General features: G+C 70.7%; 17 protein-coding genes. All 17 read right to left on the minus strand.

The annotated features are described in order from the left end of the window. Entirely contained in the window at window positions 1-4,353 is a 4,353-nt protein-coding gene (locus C1I97_RS03395; protein ID WP_111001732.1) for a phage tail tape measure protein, read from the minus strand. Window positions 4,354-4,357: 4 nt separating this feature from the next. Beyond that, on the minus strand, window positions 4,358-4,735 hold the full coding sequence (locus C1I97_RS03400; protein ID WP_258382399.1) for a hypothetical protein: 378 nt from the start codon (window positions 4,733-4,735) through the stop codon (window positions 4,358-4,360). Window positions 4,736-4,776: 41 nt separating this feature from the next. Continuing rightward, a complete protein-coding gene (locus tag C1I97_RS03405) occupies window positions 4,777-5,100 on the minus strand; it encodes a hypothetical protein (RefSeq protein WP_258382400.1) in 324 nt (107 codons plus the stop codon). Window positions 5,101-5,207: 107 nt separating this feature from the next. Continuing rightward, window positions 5,208-5,873: a phage tail tube protein gene (locus tag C1I97_RS03410; protein ID WP_111001734.1), complete on the minus strand. Its 666-nt coding sequence runs from the start codon at window positions 5,871-5,873 to the stop codon at window positions 5,208-5,210. A 61-nt stretch (window positions 5,874-5,934) separates the two neighbouring features. After that, the gene (locus C1I97_RS03415) at window positions 5,935-6,318 is read right to left on the minus strand and encodes a hypothetical protein (RefSeq protein ID WP_111001735.1); all 384 of its coding nucleotides are present in this window, start codon (window positions 6,316-6,318) and stop codon (window positions 5,935-5,937) included. Further along, entirely contained in the window at window positions 6,318-6,623 is a 306-nt protein-coding gene (locus C1I97_RS03420; RefSeq protein ID WP_111001736.1) for a hypothetical protein, read from the minus strand. The genes C1I97_RS03415 and C1I97_RS03420 overlap by 1 nt, the downstream gene beginning before the upstream one ends. Then, window positions 6,623-6,961 (minus strand): hypothetical protein, encoded by a 339-nt coding sequence (locus tag C1I97_RS03425; protein ID WP_111001737.1) that lies wholly within the window; start codon window positions 6,959-6,961, stop codon window positions 6,623-6,625. The genes C1I97_RS03420 and C1I97_RS03425 overlap by 1 nt, the downstream gene beginning before the upstream one ends. After that, window positions 6,961-7,461 carry a mobile element protein gene (locus C1I97_RS03430; RefSeq protein WP_258382401.1) on the minus strand — a complete coding sequence of 167 codons (501 nt, stop codon included), beginning with the start codon at window positions 7,459-7,461 and terminating at the stop codon, window positions 6,961-6,963. Before C1I97_RS03430 ends, C1I97_RS03425 begins: the two co-directional genes overlap by 1 nt. Before the next feature lie 31 nt (window positions 7,462-7,492). Continuing rightward, complete coding sequence (locus C1I97_RS03435) at window positions 7,493-7,855, minus strand: hypothetical protein (RefSeq protein ID WP_111001739.1); 363 nt, start codon at window positions 7,853-7,855, stop codon at window positions 7,493-7,495. Between the two features lie 13 nt (window positions 7,856-7,868). Next, window positions 7,869-9,146 carry a phage major capsid protein gene (locus C1I97_RS03440; protein WP_111001740.1) on the minus strand — a complete coding sequence of 426 codons (1,278 nt, stop codon included), beginning with the start codon at window positions 9,144-9,146 and terminating at the stop codon, window positions 7,869-7,871. After that, entirely contained in the window at window positions 9,143-9,958 is an 816-nt protein-coding gene (locus C1I97_RS03445) for an HK97 family phage prohead protease (protein WP_111001741.1), read from the minus strand. The genes C1I97_RS03440 and C1I97_RS03445 overlap by 4 nt, the downstream gene beginning before the upstream one ends. Window positions 9,959-9,960: 2 nt before the next feature. After that, window positions 9,961-10,224, minus strand: coding sequence for a hypothetical protein (locus tag C1I97_RS03450; protein ID WP_111001742.1), 264 nt, complete (start codon window positions 10,222-10,224; stop codon window positions 9,961-9,963). 3 nt (window positions 10,225-10,227) lie between these two features. Beyond that, complete coding sequence (locus tag C1I97_RS03455) at window positions 10,228-10,920, minus strand: hypothetical protein (protein WP_111001743.1); 693 nt, start codon at window positions 10,918-10,920, stop codon at window positions 10,228-10,230. After that, window positions 10,917-12,260 carry a phage portal protein gene (locus C1I97_RS03460; protein WP_111001744.1) on the minus strand — a complete coding sequence of 448 codons (1,344 nt, stop codon included), beginning with the start codon at window positions 12,258-12,260 and terminating at the stop codon, window positions 10,917-10,919. The genes C1I97_RS03455 and C1I97_RS03460 overlap by 4 nt, the downstream gene beginning before the upstream one ends. Before the next feature lie 18 nt (window positions 12,261-12,278). Then, window positions 12,279-14,072, minus strand: coding sequence for a terminase large subunit (locus C1I97_RS03465; protein ID WP_111001745.1), 1,794 nt, complete (start codon window positions 14,070-14,072; stop codon window positions 12,279-12,281). After that, on the minus strand, window positions 14,041-14,523 hold the full coding sequence (locus C1I97_RS03470) for a phage terminase small subunit P27 family (protein ID WP_111001746.1): 483 nt from the start codon (window positions 14,521-14,523) through the stop codon (window positions 14,041-14,043). Before C1I97_RS03470 ends, C1I97_RS03465 begins: the two co-directional genes overlap by 32 nt. A gap of 371 nt (window positions 14,524-14,894) precedes the next feature. Beyond that, window positions 14,895-15,239: an HNH endonuclease gene (locus C1I97_RS03480; protein ID WP_111001750.1), complete on the minus strand. Its 345-nt coding sequence runs from the start codon at window positions 15,237-15,239 to the stop codon at window positions 14,895-14,897. Window positions 15,240-15,250: the final 11 nt, after the last annotated feature.

A 15,250-nucleotide genomic window follows, 5' to 3' on the forward strand; every position in this document is an offset into this window, starting at 1 on the left:
TCATCCCTTCTTTCCAGACCGCTTGGCGCGGCGCACGTCGTCCAGAGCGCCGTCGACCCGGTCGTCCACGTAGGCGCGCAGCACCGTGCCGTCCTCCACCACCAGATACAGAGGCCGCCCGTCCAGACCGCCGGCGGCGGCCTGCCCGCTCGAGCCGGAGGTGACCGGGACGACTCCGGCCGGAACCGCGGCCGCACCCATCCGCGCGGCAGCCGACTCGATCGCCGGGCCCGCCGCGACCATGCCCGCCACCAGACCGGCGCCGAGGTCGGCGCCGGCCTGCGCGCCCTTCCTCGAGGGCGAGTGGGCGTCGATGCCCTTCTTGGAGCGGATCGCCTTCACGGCGTCCGCGCCGAGCTTGGCCATCGCATCCTGGATGGCTTTCTCGTCGGCCAGCAGCCCCGTCAGGAACCCCTTGGCGGAAGCCTTCCCGGCGTCGTACATGGCGTCCGCCATCGTCCGCCCGTACGACGTCGACAGCTTCGCCCCGGACTTGGCCATGGCGTTGAACTGCTTGATCTGGCCGGGCGAGGCACGGGAGAACATCCCGGCCAGCTCACTGTCCGGGCCCATCGCCACCAGCTGGCTGATGAGGTCCTGGGACAGGCCCCGCTTGGACAGGGAAGCGATCTGCCCCTGGAAGGACTTCACGGTGGCCTGCCGGGAGGCCATGCCGGACAGGACATCGTTGATGCTGCCAGCGCCGGCCAGGTTGGACAGCCCCATGAAGTCCGAGGCGGTCTTCGCCTGGTCGGTCGCCGCCTGCCGGGCCTCCGCGATCCGGCCGCTGATGGCGTCGCGCCGCTTGGCCATCACCTGCAGCTTCGCCGAGACCGCCGCGACGCGGACCGCCAGCACCTTCCCGGAGCCACCGGCCGCCCGCAGGTCCTTCGCCAGCTCGTTCGCAGCCTTGGCGATGTCCGCCGCCGACCCGGTCAGGGACTTGGTGAAGGCCTTCAGGTCCCCAGGGATTTCCTTGTTGGCCTTCGTGGCCGCCTTCACCCTGGCCGTCGCGGCCGCCGCGATGCTCTTGGCCTTCGTGGTGCCCTTGGCGAAACCGCGGGCGCCGATGCCCTCCCACATCCGCATGGAGTCGACGTGGTTGTACACCTCCGCGCTGCCGCTGCCGAACCGGACCAACTCGGGCCCACGCTCGCCGACCCACGCGACCTCGCCCGGGCGCGGCTTGCCGCCGTCGGCGTAGCCCTTGGCCGCGAAGCCATACCGGTGAGTGAACAGGGCATCGCGGTACGAGCGGGCACGCGCCCCGACCACCACGCCGTCGCCACCGCGGCTCTCCACATTGGTGCCGTTGATCGTTCCGGCCGTGTGCCCGACGCCCGCGTTGGTGATGCCGATCATGAACGGGGAGCGCTTGTTCAGCACCCAGCCGGGCGGGGCCTGCGCGCCGGAGAACGCCATCGTTGCCCACCTGCGGTGCGGCTTCTGCCCGCGGATGACGGACTCGATGGCGCTCATGAACCCGGAGCAGTCCCACGACGGGTCGCCGTTGCCGCCCCACTGGTACGGCTTGCCGTGCTGGGTGCGCGCCCACGACAGGGCCGACTTGTAGCCCTTGCCGCCGATGCCGGCGGCCTCCAGCTTCTTGTCGGCCTCTCCGGAGAACCCCAGGATGGCCTTGATCACGCGTTTCGGGATGCCGGTGACCATGTCCCGGTACAGCGACGCCGAGCCGGAGATCTTGTCGATGAGCGGCTGCACGACCTTGTTCAGTCCGGCCTCGGCCGAGGCCTTGATGCCGTCCTTCAACCAGGACACACCCGACTTGGCCAGGTCGACGGTCTTGGACGCCGCCGAGCCGACCCACCCGAAGATGCCGCCCTTGGCGAACCCCTCGCCCTGGAACGGGCGCAGGCTGCGGCCGGCCATGGCGGCCTTGTTGACCGCGAGCAGGCGGGCCCGCTCATACGGGTCACGCATCGCCTCGGACACGGCCACGCCCTCACCCCTGCGCATGGGGACGAGCTGGTCGTCTCCCTGCTTGTATGAGGACTGCCCCGCCAGCACACCACCGCGGCCGAAGCCATCGGGGTGGAACTCGTCCAGCCTGGGCGCCCCGAAGGCGTCGGCGACCTTGTTCCACGTGCCGACGATGCCCCGGTTGTAAACAGTGTTGATGATGAAGCCGATGGGTTTCTTCGCCAGCTCGGACAGCTTGCCGAACTGCTCGCCGATGGTGTCCTTCGCAGTGCGGAAGGCGTCCGCCAGCTGCCCGGCGATCTCCTTGCCCTTGTTGATCGGCGGCTTCAGCCCCTTGTCGTACAGCCACGTGGCGACCGAGGCGATACCGCGGAAGGCGGGCGCCAGCGCCTCCTTCCACAGCCACGTGCCGGCGTCACCGAGCAGCGTCAGCGCTGTCTTGGCGAGGTTCACCGCGGGCTTGATGCCCTTGTTGTAGAGCCACAGGGCGAGCGAGACGATGCCGTCGACGACCGGCTTGAAGGCGTTCTTCCACAGCCACGTGGCGCCAGCGCCCAGCGCGCGGACTCCGGCCATGACCAGGCCGAAGTACGTCTTCACCCCGGACCACCACAGGCCGAACAGCCACACGATGCCGTCGACGACCGGCTTGAACACCGACTTCCACAGCCACATGGCGACGGCGGCGACCATGGAGAAGTACAGCTTCACCCCGGTCCACCAGGCCTTGAAAGCGACCAGCAGGACCGTGACGATGATCGTGGCCACGACGCGGAAGACCAGCGACAGGGCGTCGAAGACGGGCTTGAGGACGGTGTTCCACAGCCACAGCGCGCTGTCCGCGATGATCGTCCAGGTGGTCTGGACGATGTTCCGGAACGTCTCCGACTTCTGATAGGCGATGACCAGGGCGGCGCCGAGGGCGACGACGGCGATCGCGATCAGCACGAAGGGGTTGAGGGCCATCACGGCGTTCATGAGGGCCTGCGCGGCCGCCCACACTCTGGTCACCGCCGCGACGCCGCGCACGGCCATGGAGTAGGCGCCCATTACGCCCATGGCGACGCTGGTGGCGATGGCGTTCGCGGACATGGCCAGGGTGACGCCGCCGATGAGGACGGCGAGCGGAGTCAGCCAGATGCCCCACTCCCGGAACCAGCCGACAGTGCCGCTGATGGCGTCGCCGGTGCCGCGGACCACCGGGACGAGGTGGTCGCCCAGCCACGTGGTGATGGTCCGCACGTGCGGCAGCACGTCAGTGTTCAGGAAGCTGCCGAACCTCATGAGCGGCGGGAGCACGTGCTTGGTGGCGACGTCCCCGAGGGTCATCAGGGCCCGCCGTTTGAACTGCTCGAAGGAGACGCCGGCGTTGTCACGCAGGTCGTCCCCAGCCTGCTTCGCCGCGCCGCCGACCTTGCCCAGGTCGGCCGCCGCCTTGGACGGATCCAAGGAGTACAACGACTGCCCAAGGTCCTCGGCCTTGGTACCGAAGAGCTCGACCGCGGCCGCGTTGCGGTCGATGGGGTCCTTCACATTGCGCAGGGCGTCCAGCGTCATGTCGAAGGCGGTACGGGCAGAGTCGCCGCCCTGCCCGATCATCTTGAACATCTGGTCGGCGTCCAGGCCGACCATCTTGTAGCCGCCGCGGATCTTGTCGCTGCCCGCGACGGCCTCGATCGTGAACTCCTTGATCGCGTCCGCGACGACGTCGGTGTCCCTCGCGCCGGCCTTCATGCCCTGGCTGATCAGCCCGGTGGCGGTCTTCGCGTCCAGGCCCATCGACCGGAAGATGGTGCCGTACTCGTTGAACGTGTCCATGAGGTCGTCGGCGCGCGGGCCCATGACCTGGAAGCCGCGGGTGAACACGTCGAACGCCTCGTCCGCGTTCTTCACCAGTCCGGTCTTCACCGCCTGCCCGGCGGCGTTGGCGGCCTGCGGCATGTCGACCTCGAACAGGCTCGCGAGGTCCTGCGCCTTGGTGGCCAGGTTCGCCAGCGGCTTCGTGGTGGCCTTCTCCGGCGCCAGCCCGGCGGACATGATGGCGCGCACCGCGGCGGCCCCGTCCTCGATGGACTCGGTGACCGCGCCCGCGTACAGCTTGCCCGCCGCGGCCCCCGCCTTCTGAGCTTCCTGCGGGGACAGGCCCAGCTGGCCCTTCAGCTTGCCGGTGGCGGCCTGCCTCTCCAGGGAGTCCCCGATGCCCTTGGCGATCAGGGCCCCCGCCGCCACACCGGCGGCGAGGGCGCCGGCCGCCATCTTCCCGGCCATGCCCTTCATGAGGCCCTCGCCGCCGTCCTCGCCGGCAGACCGGGAGGCCCGCGCGACGGGCTCCCCGATCTGCTGGTTCAGCGAGCGGCCGAAGTTGCTCATGTTGGGCAGGACGTCGACCCACACAGCACCCGCGCGGGGCATACGATCACCCCTTCTCGGCGTGCTGGGGAGTCGCCAGGGCGACGATCCGCTGGTATCCGGCACGCGCCTCGGCGTGCTCCTTGCGGGCCTGTCTCTTCCGCTGCTTCTCCGACGGCTGCCCGGGCCGCCACACCGGCTCCGGGTACGGCTGCGGTGCGGCCTTCTCCGGCCGGTTGGCGTTGCGGAAGTCGGTCAGCAGCCGGGCCATCAGGTCGAGCAGGTCGGCCAGCATGAACTCGGTGTGCTGCCAGTGGTGGCCTGCCGCCGCCCGGGCCACGGCCCCGTCAGGGGGCAGGCCTTCCACCATCACCCGCAGCTTGCGCAGCGTGATCTTTCCTTGCCAGTACTCCTCCACGGGATCCCGCGGGGAGTAGTGGTGCATCAGGTCGGCCTCGACGGCCTCGGGGTGCGGCCCGAGGACGTCTAGGACCGTGTAGGGCGCTTCTTGACCTGCCCCTGCATGTCCTGCTGCACGGCCAGGAACAGCAGCGCCACGTCGGCGTCCTGGTGGCCGGCGGCCACGAACTTGTCGTACTGCTCGTCACCGAGGATCGCGTGGGCCTTGGCCCGGTTCGTCTCGGCCTCGTCGACCCGGTTGGACCACTCGTCGTCGGCGAACAAGGGATGAGGAAAGGTCAGCACCTCGCCGTTGTTCAGCTCGACCTCGATGTCCTCGCCGCCGACAGCCTCGCTGAACTGCTGCCGGACCTGCGACATGACGTAACGCTTCTTGTTGGGCTTGCTCATGGGTGTCTCGTCTCGCTTCTGGGTGGCCTTGGGGTGTGCCTGGGAAGGCGCAGCGGCGGCGGGGCTCACCCCAGTCCGCCGCCGCTGCGCCGGTTTGCGGGACGCGGTCACGCGCCGCCCGCCACCGGCGGGGCGAAGTCACGCCAGCCGGGTCCGTCGATCCACGTGATGGAGTCGGTGCCGAGTGCGTCGTCGATGTACGCCTGGTAGGTCACGCCGCGGGAGATCTCCGCTGTGCGCGTCCACTGCTCGTCCTCACGCCCGGAGCGCAGCGCGCTGGGGAAGTGCCTGACGATGTACAGCGGGTTCCCGGTCGCCTTGTTGAGGTCCTCGGCGATGAACACCAGCCGCCTGTACCTGGTGGGCGGGGTCTTCGGCCGGGACCAGGTCCACGTCGCCGTACCGAGCTCCGGCAGCGCGCCGGCGCCGGACAGCGGCAGGTTCTCGTACAGGGCGACCGCCGCGGCGTTGGTCTCCTGCGGCACCCACTGCGCGGTCTGGGTGTCGGTCTCCACGTCCGAGCGGGTCGGGGATGCGGACTGCCCGGACTCCACGTCGGAGGTGGACAGGTCGCCGGAGAACGTCACGCCGTCGGCCGTGGTGTAACCGACCGGCAGGTAGCCGTTCGGGAGGGTCTGCAGCACACCGGCCTCGTCGAACGGCGAGGCCACGGCGGGCGTGTCCGGGTCCGCCGCGAAGATCGCGTACCTGAGTGCCTTGCGGATCAGCGACTGGCGCATCTCCGCGAGGGTGGTGAAGTCGGCCGCGGGCATACCGGGCTCCTTCCATGACGAAGCCCCCGCACAGGTGGGGGCGAGGATGGTTGCTTACGCGTCAGGGTCCGGTCCTGCCGCGGGTGGTGAGCCGGTAGGTGGCGATCGCCCGGCGCACGCCGGGGTTGCCGTAGGCGACTGGGACAGGCCGCTGGTCGGTGTCCACGGTGTCGATGACGACACCGCCGACCATCGTCGCGGCGAGCGCGTGCACGGCAGCGTGGGAGCGTCGGGCGAGCTCCCACATAGCGGCCCGGTCAGCGCCGAAGGACTCCACGTCGACGATGACGGTGTCGGAGATGTGGTCGTCCGCGCCGTTCGCCACCTGCACGACGACGACCGGCACCAGCGTCTCCACCTTGGCCGGGACCTCGTCGGTAACGCGCGGGCCGCCCAGGCGGGCCCGCACGCCCTTGATGACGGCCAGCTCCATGTCCGGCCACATCAGCCCTCCCCGGTGCGGGCCGCCCGACCCAGGACGCGCCGGCGTTCGGTGTTGCTGTCGCCGTACTCGTGCGCCTCGGCGTCCTCCCGGTCCGCGATGACCTTCGCGGTCGGCCGGCCACGCGGGCGGACTTCCTCCGAAATGCCGATCGAGTCGGCGAACTCGGGCCCGATCTCTGCCCGCGCCATGGCCTTGGCGCGGGGCACGATCTCCTCCGCCTGGGCCTTCAGCGCGCCGCGGACCTGCTCGGACTGCATGATCCTGGGCAGGCACCTGGGGTCGAACTCGAACCTGATGCCGGACATCAGCCGCTCACCACCTTCAGGAACGCCTCGGTGTGGTCCAGCAGCCCGGCGAAGCTGCCGTGCTCGCCCGGGTCGCCGTCGACCTCGTACAGCACCCCCCTGAACCGCACACGCGATTGGGCGGTCAGGCCCATGCCGGGCGGGCCGGCCAGCCGCCACCGGGTGACGACCTGCGTCTTACCGTCGTTGGCCTCGGCGGAGCTGACGGGCTGCACGTTGCAGTCGTCGACGTCGCGCTCGCGGTCCTCGTAGACGTCGTGGCCGCGGTCGTCCTCGCCGACCAGCACCCGGTCGATGACGGTCACGGTGTCCCGACGCAGCGGATTGTCCAGCACCATCAGGCGTCGTCCCCCCGATTCAGGCGGTGGGCCTCGACGGCGGCCGCCCACTGCGAGGTGATGCCGACCGCCGCGGTGGCCGCGAAGCTGACGGACTCGGTGCCGGTGGTGATCTGCTGGATCGCCGGATCCGTCCGGTAGATCGCCCGGGCCTGGTCGATGACCGCCTCGGCGACCTCGCCGGGCACCGGGTCCTGGCCGTGGTCGTAGGTGACGGTGATCTCCGACCACTCCGGCCAGCAGCCGTCCGGGTGCAGCAGCAGCCCAGCCTGCCGCCGCACCCGCACGCCCTCGATGGCCTGGTCGTCGACGAGGACGGTGTGCACCTTCAGGACCGGCGTCGCGGGCAGCCGCAGCACTGCCCGCCCGCTGCCGTCCAGGAACACTGTGTCGTCGGTGACCAGGCTGACGGGGTGGCGGACCTGGCCGCGGAAGCGGCGGGTGGCGGCCCGCAGCGCGGCCAGCAGCCGCACGTCGTCCGCCGGCAGCTTCAGCAGCACGGCCAGGTCCTGCGGGTCGGCCAGGTATGGCTCAGGCCCCGCCACCGCTGCCGCCCGCCGCGCGCTGCCGGGCCTCGGCGAGGAACTCCTCACGGCGCTCCAGCAGCCCCTTGCGCTTCTCGCCCTCGGCCTCGACGTCCAGGACCCGGGCCGTCTCCGCCTCGTCGGCCTCCGCCAGGTGGGAGATCACCTGAAGGACGGTGTGCTCCGCCGGGTCGAACAGGGCGTCCTCGGTGTCGGGGTCCTGCTTCTCCTGCGTGCGCGGGTCCGCGTGCGCCTGCGTGAGCGGGCCCGCAGGCGTGCCCGCACTCTCGCCCGTGCGGGCGCGGTAGCGGGCCTCGTCCTCGGCGCGCACCCGGATGCCGCCGATGGTGACCATCTTGTGCTCGGGCATACTGCCTGCCTCCTTAGCCGGCGGTGTCGGGCTTGACGACGATCAGCCGGTTCGGCTTCCAGATGACCTGAGCCGCGCGCAGCTCCGCACGCACGTAGGTCAAGTTCCTCTGCGCGTAGTCCTTGTGCTGGTTGAACGCCAGCACGGACAGGCCCTCACGGTCGAGCAGGGCGACCTGCCGCCAGTCGCCGAGGATGACCGTGCCCGGGGCGAGCCGCTGCGACAGCGCACGCGTGCGCCCCCACGACGTGGACGGCCCCTGACCGAACGGCCCCTGACCGAAGAACCTGTCATTGGCGTCCTGCAGCAGGTCCCACGCCTCGTCGTCCTCCGGGCTCATGAGCACCGCGGTGACGTTGCCGCCCGGCAGCGTGGTGATCCGGGTGATGGCCCGCCGGATCGCCTTGACCTGCGCCATGGCGTCCGCACCCGGGGTGTAGGTCAGCTCCTGCACACCGGTCGTGTACAGGATGCCCTTCGGCTTCCCGCCCGTGCCGGGGCCGTTGAGGAGATTGTCCTCGACCACCCAGTCCAGCGAGTAGCCCAGCTCGTTGTCCATATACGACGCCAGCGCGGGCGCGTCGGACAGGAGCTGGTTGGTGACGTCGTAACCGTCGGCGTAGGTGTACACCTTCGCCTCTGCCAGCTCCGTCTGCATGGTCGACGTGGGCTTCACGTTCGCGTCGCCCGGCAGGATCTCGTCTGCCACGACGTCCGCGTTCCGGGTCACCCCGGTGACCTGCAAGTATTCGAAGTTCCCGGCGGTCTCGCCACGGCTGATCAGGTCCAGGATCGTCAGGTTGTCGCGGTCGACCTGGTCGACCATCGGCATCCGGACCGGCTGGACGTTCCCGAGGGCGACCTGCAGCGGCGCCGCGGTCGCCTTGCGGCTGGCCAGCCACTCCTTCATGGAGCCGACCTGAACGCGCCCGATGTCGACCGGGGAGCCTTCGCCCACGCCGCTCGGGTGCTGCTTGCGGAACTCGGCGTACAGGCCGGACTTCACGAACCGGCCGCCGAAGGTGTGCGCATCGGCGTCCTCCTGGCGGTCCTTGACCCCGGACAGCTGAGGCTTCGGCCGGTCGGCGACCTTGCCCGCCATCGCGGCGGCCGCGGCCTGCGCCTCGTCGGCGGCCTTGACCTTGGCCTCGACCTCCTCCGCCTCGGTCTTGATCTCGTTGATCCGCTTCACCTCGTCGTCGGTGAAGTCGCGGCCGTCCTCCTCGGCCGCCTTGGCGACGATGTCCGCCGCTTCCTTCAGCAGCGCTTGGAGCTTCTCGCGCAGCGTCACAGTGTTCTCCTCATGGTCATCTCTTGTGCGGTGACCCACGCGGCTACCTGGGCGAGCGACGGACCGGACGACTTCGCGGGCGCCTCGGGGGCGGCGGCGGGCGTCTCGGCCGGCCGGTGGCCGGTCTCCTCGGGATTGGTCCGGCCCGCGGCCTTGGCGGGGGGCCGGAAAGTCTTCTCGGGTTCGGCCGCGGCGAGGACCTCGCCGATGGCCTGGTGGGCGGAGACGAGACGGTCGTAGTGCGCGCCCGCCAGCACCCTGCCCTCTTTCACGCCGCGGACGATCTCGGCGGCCTTGGCGGCGAGCAGCTCGGTCTGCTGGTTCGCGCCGACCAGGCACGGCCCCACCTCGTACAGGGCGGAGAACTTCCGGATCTCGTAGTACTCGCCCCACGGATGGTTGGCGAGGTCGTCGGTGTCGACCCAGCCGCCCTCTCCGACGTCGTAGGCGAAGCTGAACTGCTTGATGCGGCGGCCCTTCAGCAGGCCGTGCACGTGGCGCGCGGTCGGGTTGGTGTCCATGTCCTCGATCTGCGCGAGCACTTCCAGGCCGTCGGCCGTCTCCGTGGCCTCCAGCACCGAGCCGATGTGGGCGAACGGGTCGCCCCACTTGTGCGCCCAGATGACCGGGATGGGGTCGCCGCTCGCCTTCCACTCGGCGAGGACCTGGGCGAACGCGCCGGGGGCGATGACGTCGCCCACGCTGTCCTCGTTGCCGAACACGCTGACCAGGGCCCGGAACTGGCCTTCCTGGAGCCCGTCGGCGGGGCCAGCGGCCTTGATCCGGGCGTGCGCTTCCTTGGTGCGGGGCACGGTCAGCCCTCCTCTCGCTCGGGCCAGTGCCAGGTGCCGCCCGTCTGGGCACCCTCGGAGTGACGGCAGACCTGGTTGAAGAACATCCCCTCCGGGTTGAGGACGGCCAGAGAGACCGTCTCCGGTCCGGAGAAGTTGGCGAGACTGCCTTCCCCTTCGCTGGGATGCACGCCCGTGATGATGGCCGCCCGGCACTGCGAGGTGTACTCGCCGCCGGGGGTGCCGTAGCTGACGTAGTGAACGATGCGCCCGACCGTGGGCTTCATGGGTCAGCCCCCCTCTCGTGTGTAGTCCAGGCGGCAGTTGCATCCCGCGGTCTCGTCAGCCCGGCCGTTGGAGTCGCCGGGCCAGCGCAGCCCGTTGGCGAACGTCTGGCCCAGCTCCACCGAGTCGCCATTCAGGCGGGCGTGCTCCGGCCGCGGGCTCGACCCGGTCCGCCACACCTTGTGCGTCAGCCCGGAGGCGCCGGCCGCATCATGCGAGCCGAAGCTGCGGGCCTCCGTGGCGGCGGTGACCGCGCGCACCCCGGCGGACACCACCCAGGAGTTCAGCCCCTCGCGCAGGTTCTCCCGCCAGTCGCCTTCCTCGCGGACGGCGGCGGTGGCCGTGGTGTAGGCGGCCTGCTCGTACTGGGCGGCGTGCGTCTCGGCGGCCGCGGCGAGCCAGGCCTCCATGACCTCCGCCGACCAGCCGTCCGCGTCCGGGTTCCAGACGCCGAGGACCGACCAGGCGCCGATCTGCGCCAGCCGGAAGCCGTAGGAGAGCATCAGCGCGGCGAGCTGGGCCTGCCGCTCCGGCGACTGCGCGGCCCACAGGTCGTAGAAGTCCGGCGGCCCATCCGCCTTCGCGTCCGCGCGGTCCAGCAGGGCGTCGGCCTGGCGCTGCGCCCACTCGGTCAGCGCCGCCGCGTAGGCGTCCCGCTCCGTCTCGAACGTGCCCAGGTCATCCGGCCGCCCCTTCACGCGGGGCGGCCCCGACCTTTTGGGAGGCTGTCCGGCGCCGTGTCCCGCGGCGAGGCGAGTCCGCCGACAACCACGTTCAGCGGCGTCACCAGCTCGTCCGTGCCGTCGACGTGGGGCAGGTTCTGTACCGCGCGGGCTTCGCTGCGCAGCATGTACGGGGCGCCCACGGCTGTCTGCAGCAGCGCGGCCTGCTCGGTGAAGCTGCCGCGCAGCTTGGCTTCCAGGTTCGCCTCGACGTAGAGGTTGGAGCCGGGGGCGATCAGCGGTACCAGCATGCTGTTGAGGACGTCCTGCCACTGCGTCACATACGGGCCGAGGCTGATCGTGAACAGCATCTGCCGGAAGGCGTCGATGTTGCTGAAGGTGCCCTCGCGGGCGCCGACCAGCTCCGGTGCGATGTGGTACGCCGAGGCGACCTCGGCATCGGTGAGCTTGCGGCCCTCGATGTCCTGCGTCTCCTGCGGGTTGAAGGCGTTGACCGTCTTGAGCGTCATGCCGTCCTCGAGGATCGGCGTTCCGCCGGCCTGCCCGGCCCTGCCGATGAAGGCGTTGAACGCGGCGATGAACCGCTGCTTCGCCGTGGCGGACCACGCCGGTGCATCGACAGGCCGCTCGATCACGGCCGGGACCCGGGCACCATTGCGCCACACCGACCGCCGCCACTCCACCGCCTCGGCCTGCTCGGCGAGGATCTGCCGAAGCGTCAGCATCGGCGACGTGCCGTCCGCGCCGACCGTGGCATACCCGTGGTCGTACAGGTACGGCGCGGGCAGCCGCACCACTTCGGCCGGCCCCCGGGATGAGATCAGGTACAGGGCGTCCGCCTGGTCGTCATCGTCGGCCAAGACGTGGAACCTGCGGGCGGGCTTGCGCCGCAGCTCGAACCCGGAGGACGTGTCGGCGCTGGGGAGGATCTGCTGGCACCACCGGTCGTAGATCAGCCAGTCCACCAGCGTCGCGTGCCACAGCCGGGCCGGAGACCGCATCGGCGCCGGCTGCGCGAGCAGCTGCGCGAGCGGATGATCCGTCACCCGCCGCCGGTCCGTGTCGGAGACCCGCTCGTACACGTGCCAGGGGATCGTGCACAGCTGCCGGGCGATGTAGTCGACGACCTTCCGCACGGACGGCTGGGTCTCCCACACGCGCGCGGCCGCCGCGGTGTCGGCGTAGTTCGACAGCGGCACCCCAGGGTCCACCACGCGGATCCCGTTGGCGGCCAGGTAGCCGCCCAGCTGCGACAGGTCGCTGAACTGCTCGGCGGCCTTGGCGAGCACGGGCACCCCGTCCTGGTCGATGACCTGCCCGGAGGCAGTCTTGCGGCGGCGCGGCCACCAGCGCATGCGCCCACCCCCTTCAGATCAGATCGCTTCGAAGTCGGCGTCCTCGTAGGCGGACACGCGCTTGGGCGGGCGGGCGAGGACCTCGGACATGGCGTCACACACTGCGCTGACCCCGTCGATCTTGTCCGCGCTGCTGGCCCGGTCGGGCTTGACGTTGCCGGAGGCGTCCATCTGCACGGCGAGGTTGTCGATCATCCACGTCATGACGGGGTTGCCCTCGTGCCGCAGCATGGGCCGGCCACCCTGCCGCACCTGCCGCTCGCCCTGCAGCAGCAGCCGCTTGACGGCCTTCAGTGCCGGGCTCATGGTCTTGTAGCCCTGGCCGACACCGACCATCGGCGCCCGCTCGCCCTCGAGGTCGTTGGTGAGCGACGTCGACCCCCAGCGGTCGAACCCGAGGCTCTTGACGTCGAACTGGTCGAGGTCCCGGCGCACAACGTCGCCGATGGCGTCGTAGTCGGTGACGTTGCCCGGGGTGGTCTTCAGCCAGCCCTCGGCGACCCACCGGGAGGCCGCGCCGGCGGTCCGCTTGTCCAGCGCCTTGAGGTTGTCCTCGGGCGTCCAGAACCGCAGCAGCAGGTCCAGGCCGCCGTGCTCGTCGTCCGGGAACAGCCACGCCAGCGCGTTCAGGTCGCTGACGCTGGCGAGGTCCAGGCCGCCGTACGCCTCGCGGCCGCGCAGCGTCACCTCGTCGACCAGGGCCTGGTTCGCGCGCCAGGCGTCCAGGTCCAGGAACTTGGTGACCTGCTTGGTCCTGATCCCCAGGTGCAGGCGCTGGAAGGAGGCCAGGTCGGCCGGCGACTGCTGGGCGGCCCTCGCCTTGCGGGCGAGGTAGGCCCGGGTCGGCGACACCCCGAAGCCGGGGTTGGCCGCCCGCCACGTCGACTCGACGAACGGGTCGGCGTCCTTCGGCACGGCGAACACCACGCCGTACACGGACGGGTCCTCGAGCACGCCGCGCGCCAGCTGCTCGATGCGCGTGCGCTTGCGGTTGTAGATCGTCTCGGGCTTGCCGCTGTCCGCCGTGGTGATGATGACGATCAGGGGCTGCCGCCTCGAGCCGGTACCGGACTCGATGACCTCGACCAGGTCCGGGCTCTTGTGGACGTGCAGCTCGTCGATGATCCCGGCGTGGAGGTTCGCGCCGTGCTGGGCGTCCGCCGCGTTCGCGATCACCTCGAAGTAGCTGTCGGTCTTCGGGTGAATGATCTTGCCCTGGTACGCCTTGACGTGCCCCTTGAGCTTGGGCGCCCGCTCGGCGAGCTGCTTGATCGGCGTGAAGACGAACCCGGCCTGGGCCTTCGTCGTCGCCGCGGCGACGACCTCGGCGCCGGGCTCGCCGTCCGCGCACGTCATGTAGATGGCGATGCCGCCCGAGAGCGTCGACTTGCCGTTCTTCCGGGGGACGTCGACGTACAGCTCGGAGATGATCCGGACGTACATGCCGGCGTCGTCGTCCCACGCGACCCACCCGAAGACGGGGGCGATGATCCAGGCGACCTGCCACGGGTCGGGCACGAGCGGACGGCCGGCCCACTGACCCTTGGTGTGGCGCAGCAGGGAGAACGACTTGATGACCTTGTCGACGCGCTCGGCGTCGAACCGGGCCCCGGGCACGTTGCGGGGCTCGGGGGTCTTGATCAGCGGCGGGCAGTCCGGCAGGGCGATGCCCCGGGAGACGAGGTACCAGCCGACCTCCGGCGAGAGCTTCAGGCGCTCCAGCTCGGCATCGTCCAGGTACGCGCCGGGGACGGGAGTGTCCGGCTCGGCCTCGGCCCGCTTACGCGAACGGGTTGTCGTCCTCGTCGCCATCGTCGGCCCCCCTGCTCAGGGCCTGCTCGGTGGACGGGCTCAGGCCGAACTGGGCCGCGAACCCGCGCAGCTCGCGGCCGGCGTTGCGCGCGATGGCCACGGACGGGTTCGCGATCGTCTTCTCGCTGGTCGACCCGTCCGGCCTGGTCGTCACCTGCTTGACGGTCAGCCCCTTCGCCGTGACATCGCGGGTCGCGGTGACGAACACGGACCAGGTCTCGCAGTAGGCGGCGAGCATCGCCCGGTCCTCCTCCTTCAGGAGGTCCAGGCGCTGGAGCCCGGGGGCGACTCGCCGCCACTCGGCGGCCGCCTCTCGCGACAGCCACGTCGGGGCCTTCGGCGGGATCCGTCGGAAGGCCGGCCCCGGGTTGACCGGGCGGCCCCCGGAGTCGCGGCCCTCGGCCCTGCCCATCAGCAACTTCAGCCCGGCGGGCTTCGCGGTGCGCCCCATGTCAACCCCCTGACCTGCGGTTTCCCTGGTGACGCTGCGTCACTTCCCCGGTTTCGAGTTCACAATTCTGAGCGTGTGTGTGCCGCACTGACGGCGCCGGGCCCCCAGACGATCAGTCCAGCGATCCAGACTCCCCTTCCCCCGGGAGGGCGCTGGGGGCACGGTGGCCTCGGAGCCATGCGGCCACCTGGTCAACGGTGTCTCCGCAGGTGAAGGCGTGACGGTCTGCGTTGGCCGTTGCGATCAGCTCGTCGGCCAGCTCGGCGGCCACGAGAGCCGTGATCGGCCCGCGGGAAGCCTCCGGAAGGCTCTGGACGGCCTGCTGGGAGGCCTGCGGGGGCTCATGCGCTGCCATGTGGTCCTCCAGTGGGTCAGCGGGCCTTGCGGCGTGCCCTGTTGGCACGCGCGGCCTCTTCCTTGCTCTTGACGAGGTGGCACGGCTGGCAGATGAGTCCGAGGTTGTCGAGGTCCTCGGCTGCTCCGCCCTCGCTGATCGGTCTGATGTGGTCGAGCTGGTGCTGGTGCTCGCCGTCGGGATCGTCCTCGCGGTCGGGCTGCTCGATGCCGCAGCGGTAGCAGCAGCCGTTGTCGCGGGCGGTGACGCGTCGCTTGAGCGTGCGCCATCTGCCGGAGCTGATGCCGTACCTGCTGGCCTTGTCGTCGCGTCCTGCCCACGGGATGCGCTGGTGGTCGTCGCATCGGCCACGGGGGACCAGGGCGCGGCACC

This window comes from Streptomyces sp. NTH33 (assembly GCF_003236365.1).
GTDB lineage: Bacteria > Actinomycetota > Actinomycetes > Streptomycetales > Streptomycetaceae > Streptomyces.

Bases quoted from the DNA above. Each gene is read 5' to 3' on its own strand.
- C1I97_RS03395 (WP_111001732.1), bottom strand. From the start codon at position 4,353: ATGCCCCGCGCGGGTGCTGTGTGGGTCGACGTCCTGCCCAACATGAGC.
- C1I97_RS03400 (WP_258382399.1), bottom strand. From the start codon at position 4,735: ATGCACCACTACTCCCCGCGGGATCCCGTGGAGGAGTACTGGCAAGGA.
- C1I97_RS03405 (WP_258382400.1), bottom strand. From the start codon at position 5,100: ATGAGCAAGCCCAACAAGAAGCGTTACGTCATGTCGCAGGTCCGGCAG.
- C1I97_RS03410 (WP_111001734.1), bottom strand. From the start codon at position 5,873: ATGCCCGCGGCCGACTTCACCACCCTCGCGGAGATGCGCCAGTCGCTG.
- C1I97_RS03415 (WP_111001735.1), bottom strand. From the start codon at position 6,318: ATGTGGCCGGACATGGAGCTGGCCGTCATCAAGGGCGTGCGGGCCCGC.
- C1I97_RS03420 (WP_111001736.1), bottom strand. From the start codon at position 6,623: ATGTCCGGCATCAGGTTCGAGTTCGACCCCAGGTGCCTGCCCAGGATC.
- C1I97_RS03425 (WP_111001737.1), bottom strand. From the start codon at position 6,961: ATGGTGCTGGACAATCCGCTGCGTCGGGACACCGTGACCGTCATCGAC.
- C1I97_RS03435 (WP_111001739.1), bottom strand. From the start codon at position 7,855: ATGCCCGAGCACAAGATGGTCACCATCGGCGGCATCCGGGTGCGCGCC.
- C1I97_RS03450 (WP_111001742.1), bottom strand. From the start codon at position 10,224: ATGAAGCCCACGGTCGGGCGCATCGTTCACTACGTCAGCTACGGCACC.
- C1I97_RS03460 (WP_111001744.1), bottom strand. From the start codon at position 12,260: ATGCGCTGGTGGCCGCGCCGCCGCAAGACTGCCTCCGGGCAGGTCATC.
- C1I97_RS03465 (WP_111001745.1), bottom strand. From the start codon at position 14,072: ATGGCGACGAGGACGACAACCCGTTCGCGTAAGCGGGCCGAGGCCGAG.
- C1I97_RS03470 (WP_111001746.1), bottom strand. From the start codon at position 14,523: ATGGGGCGCACCGCGAAGCCCGCCGGGCTGAAGTTGCTGATGGGCAGG.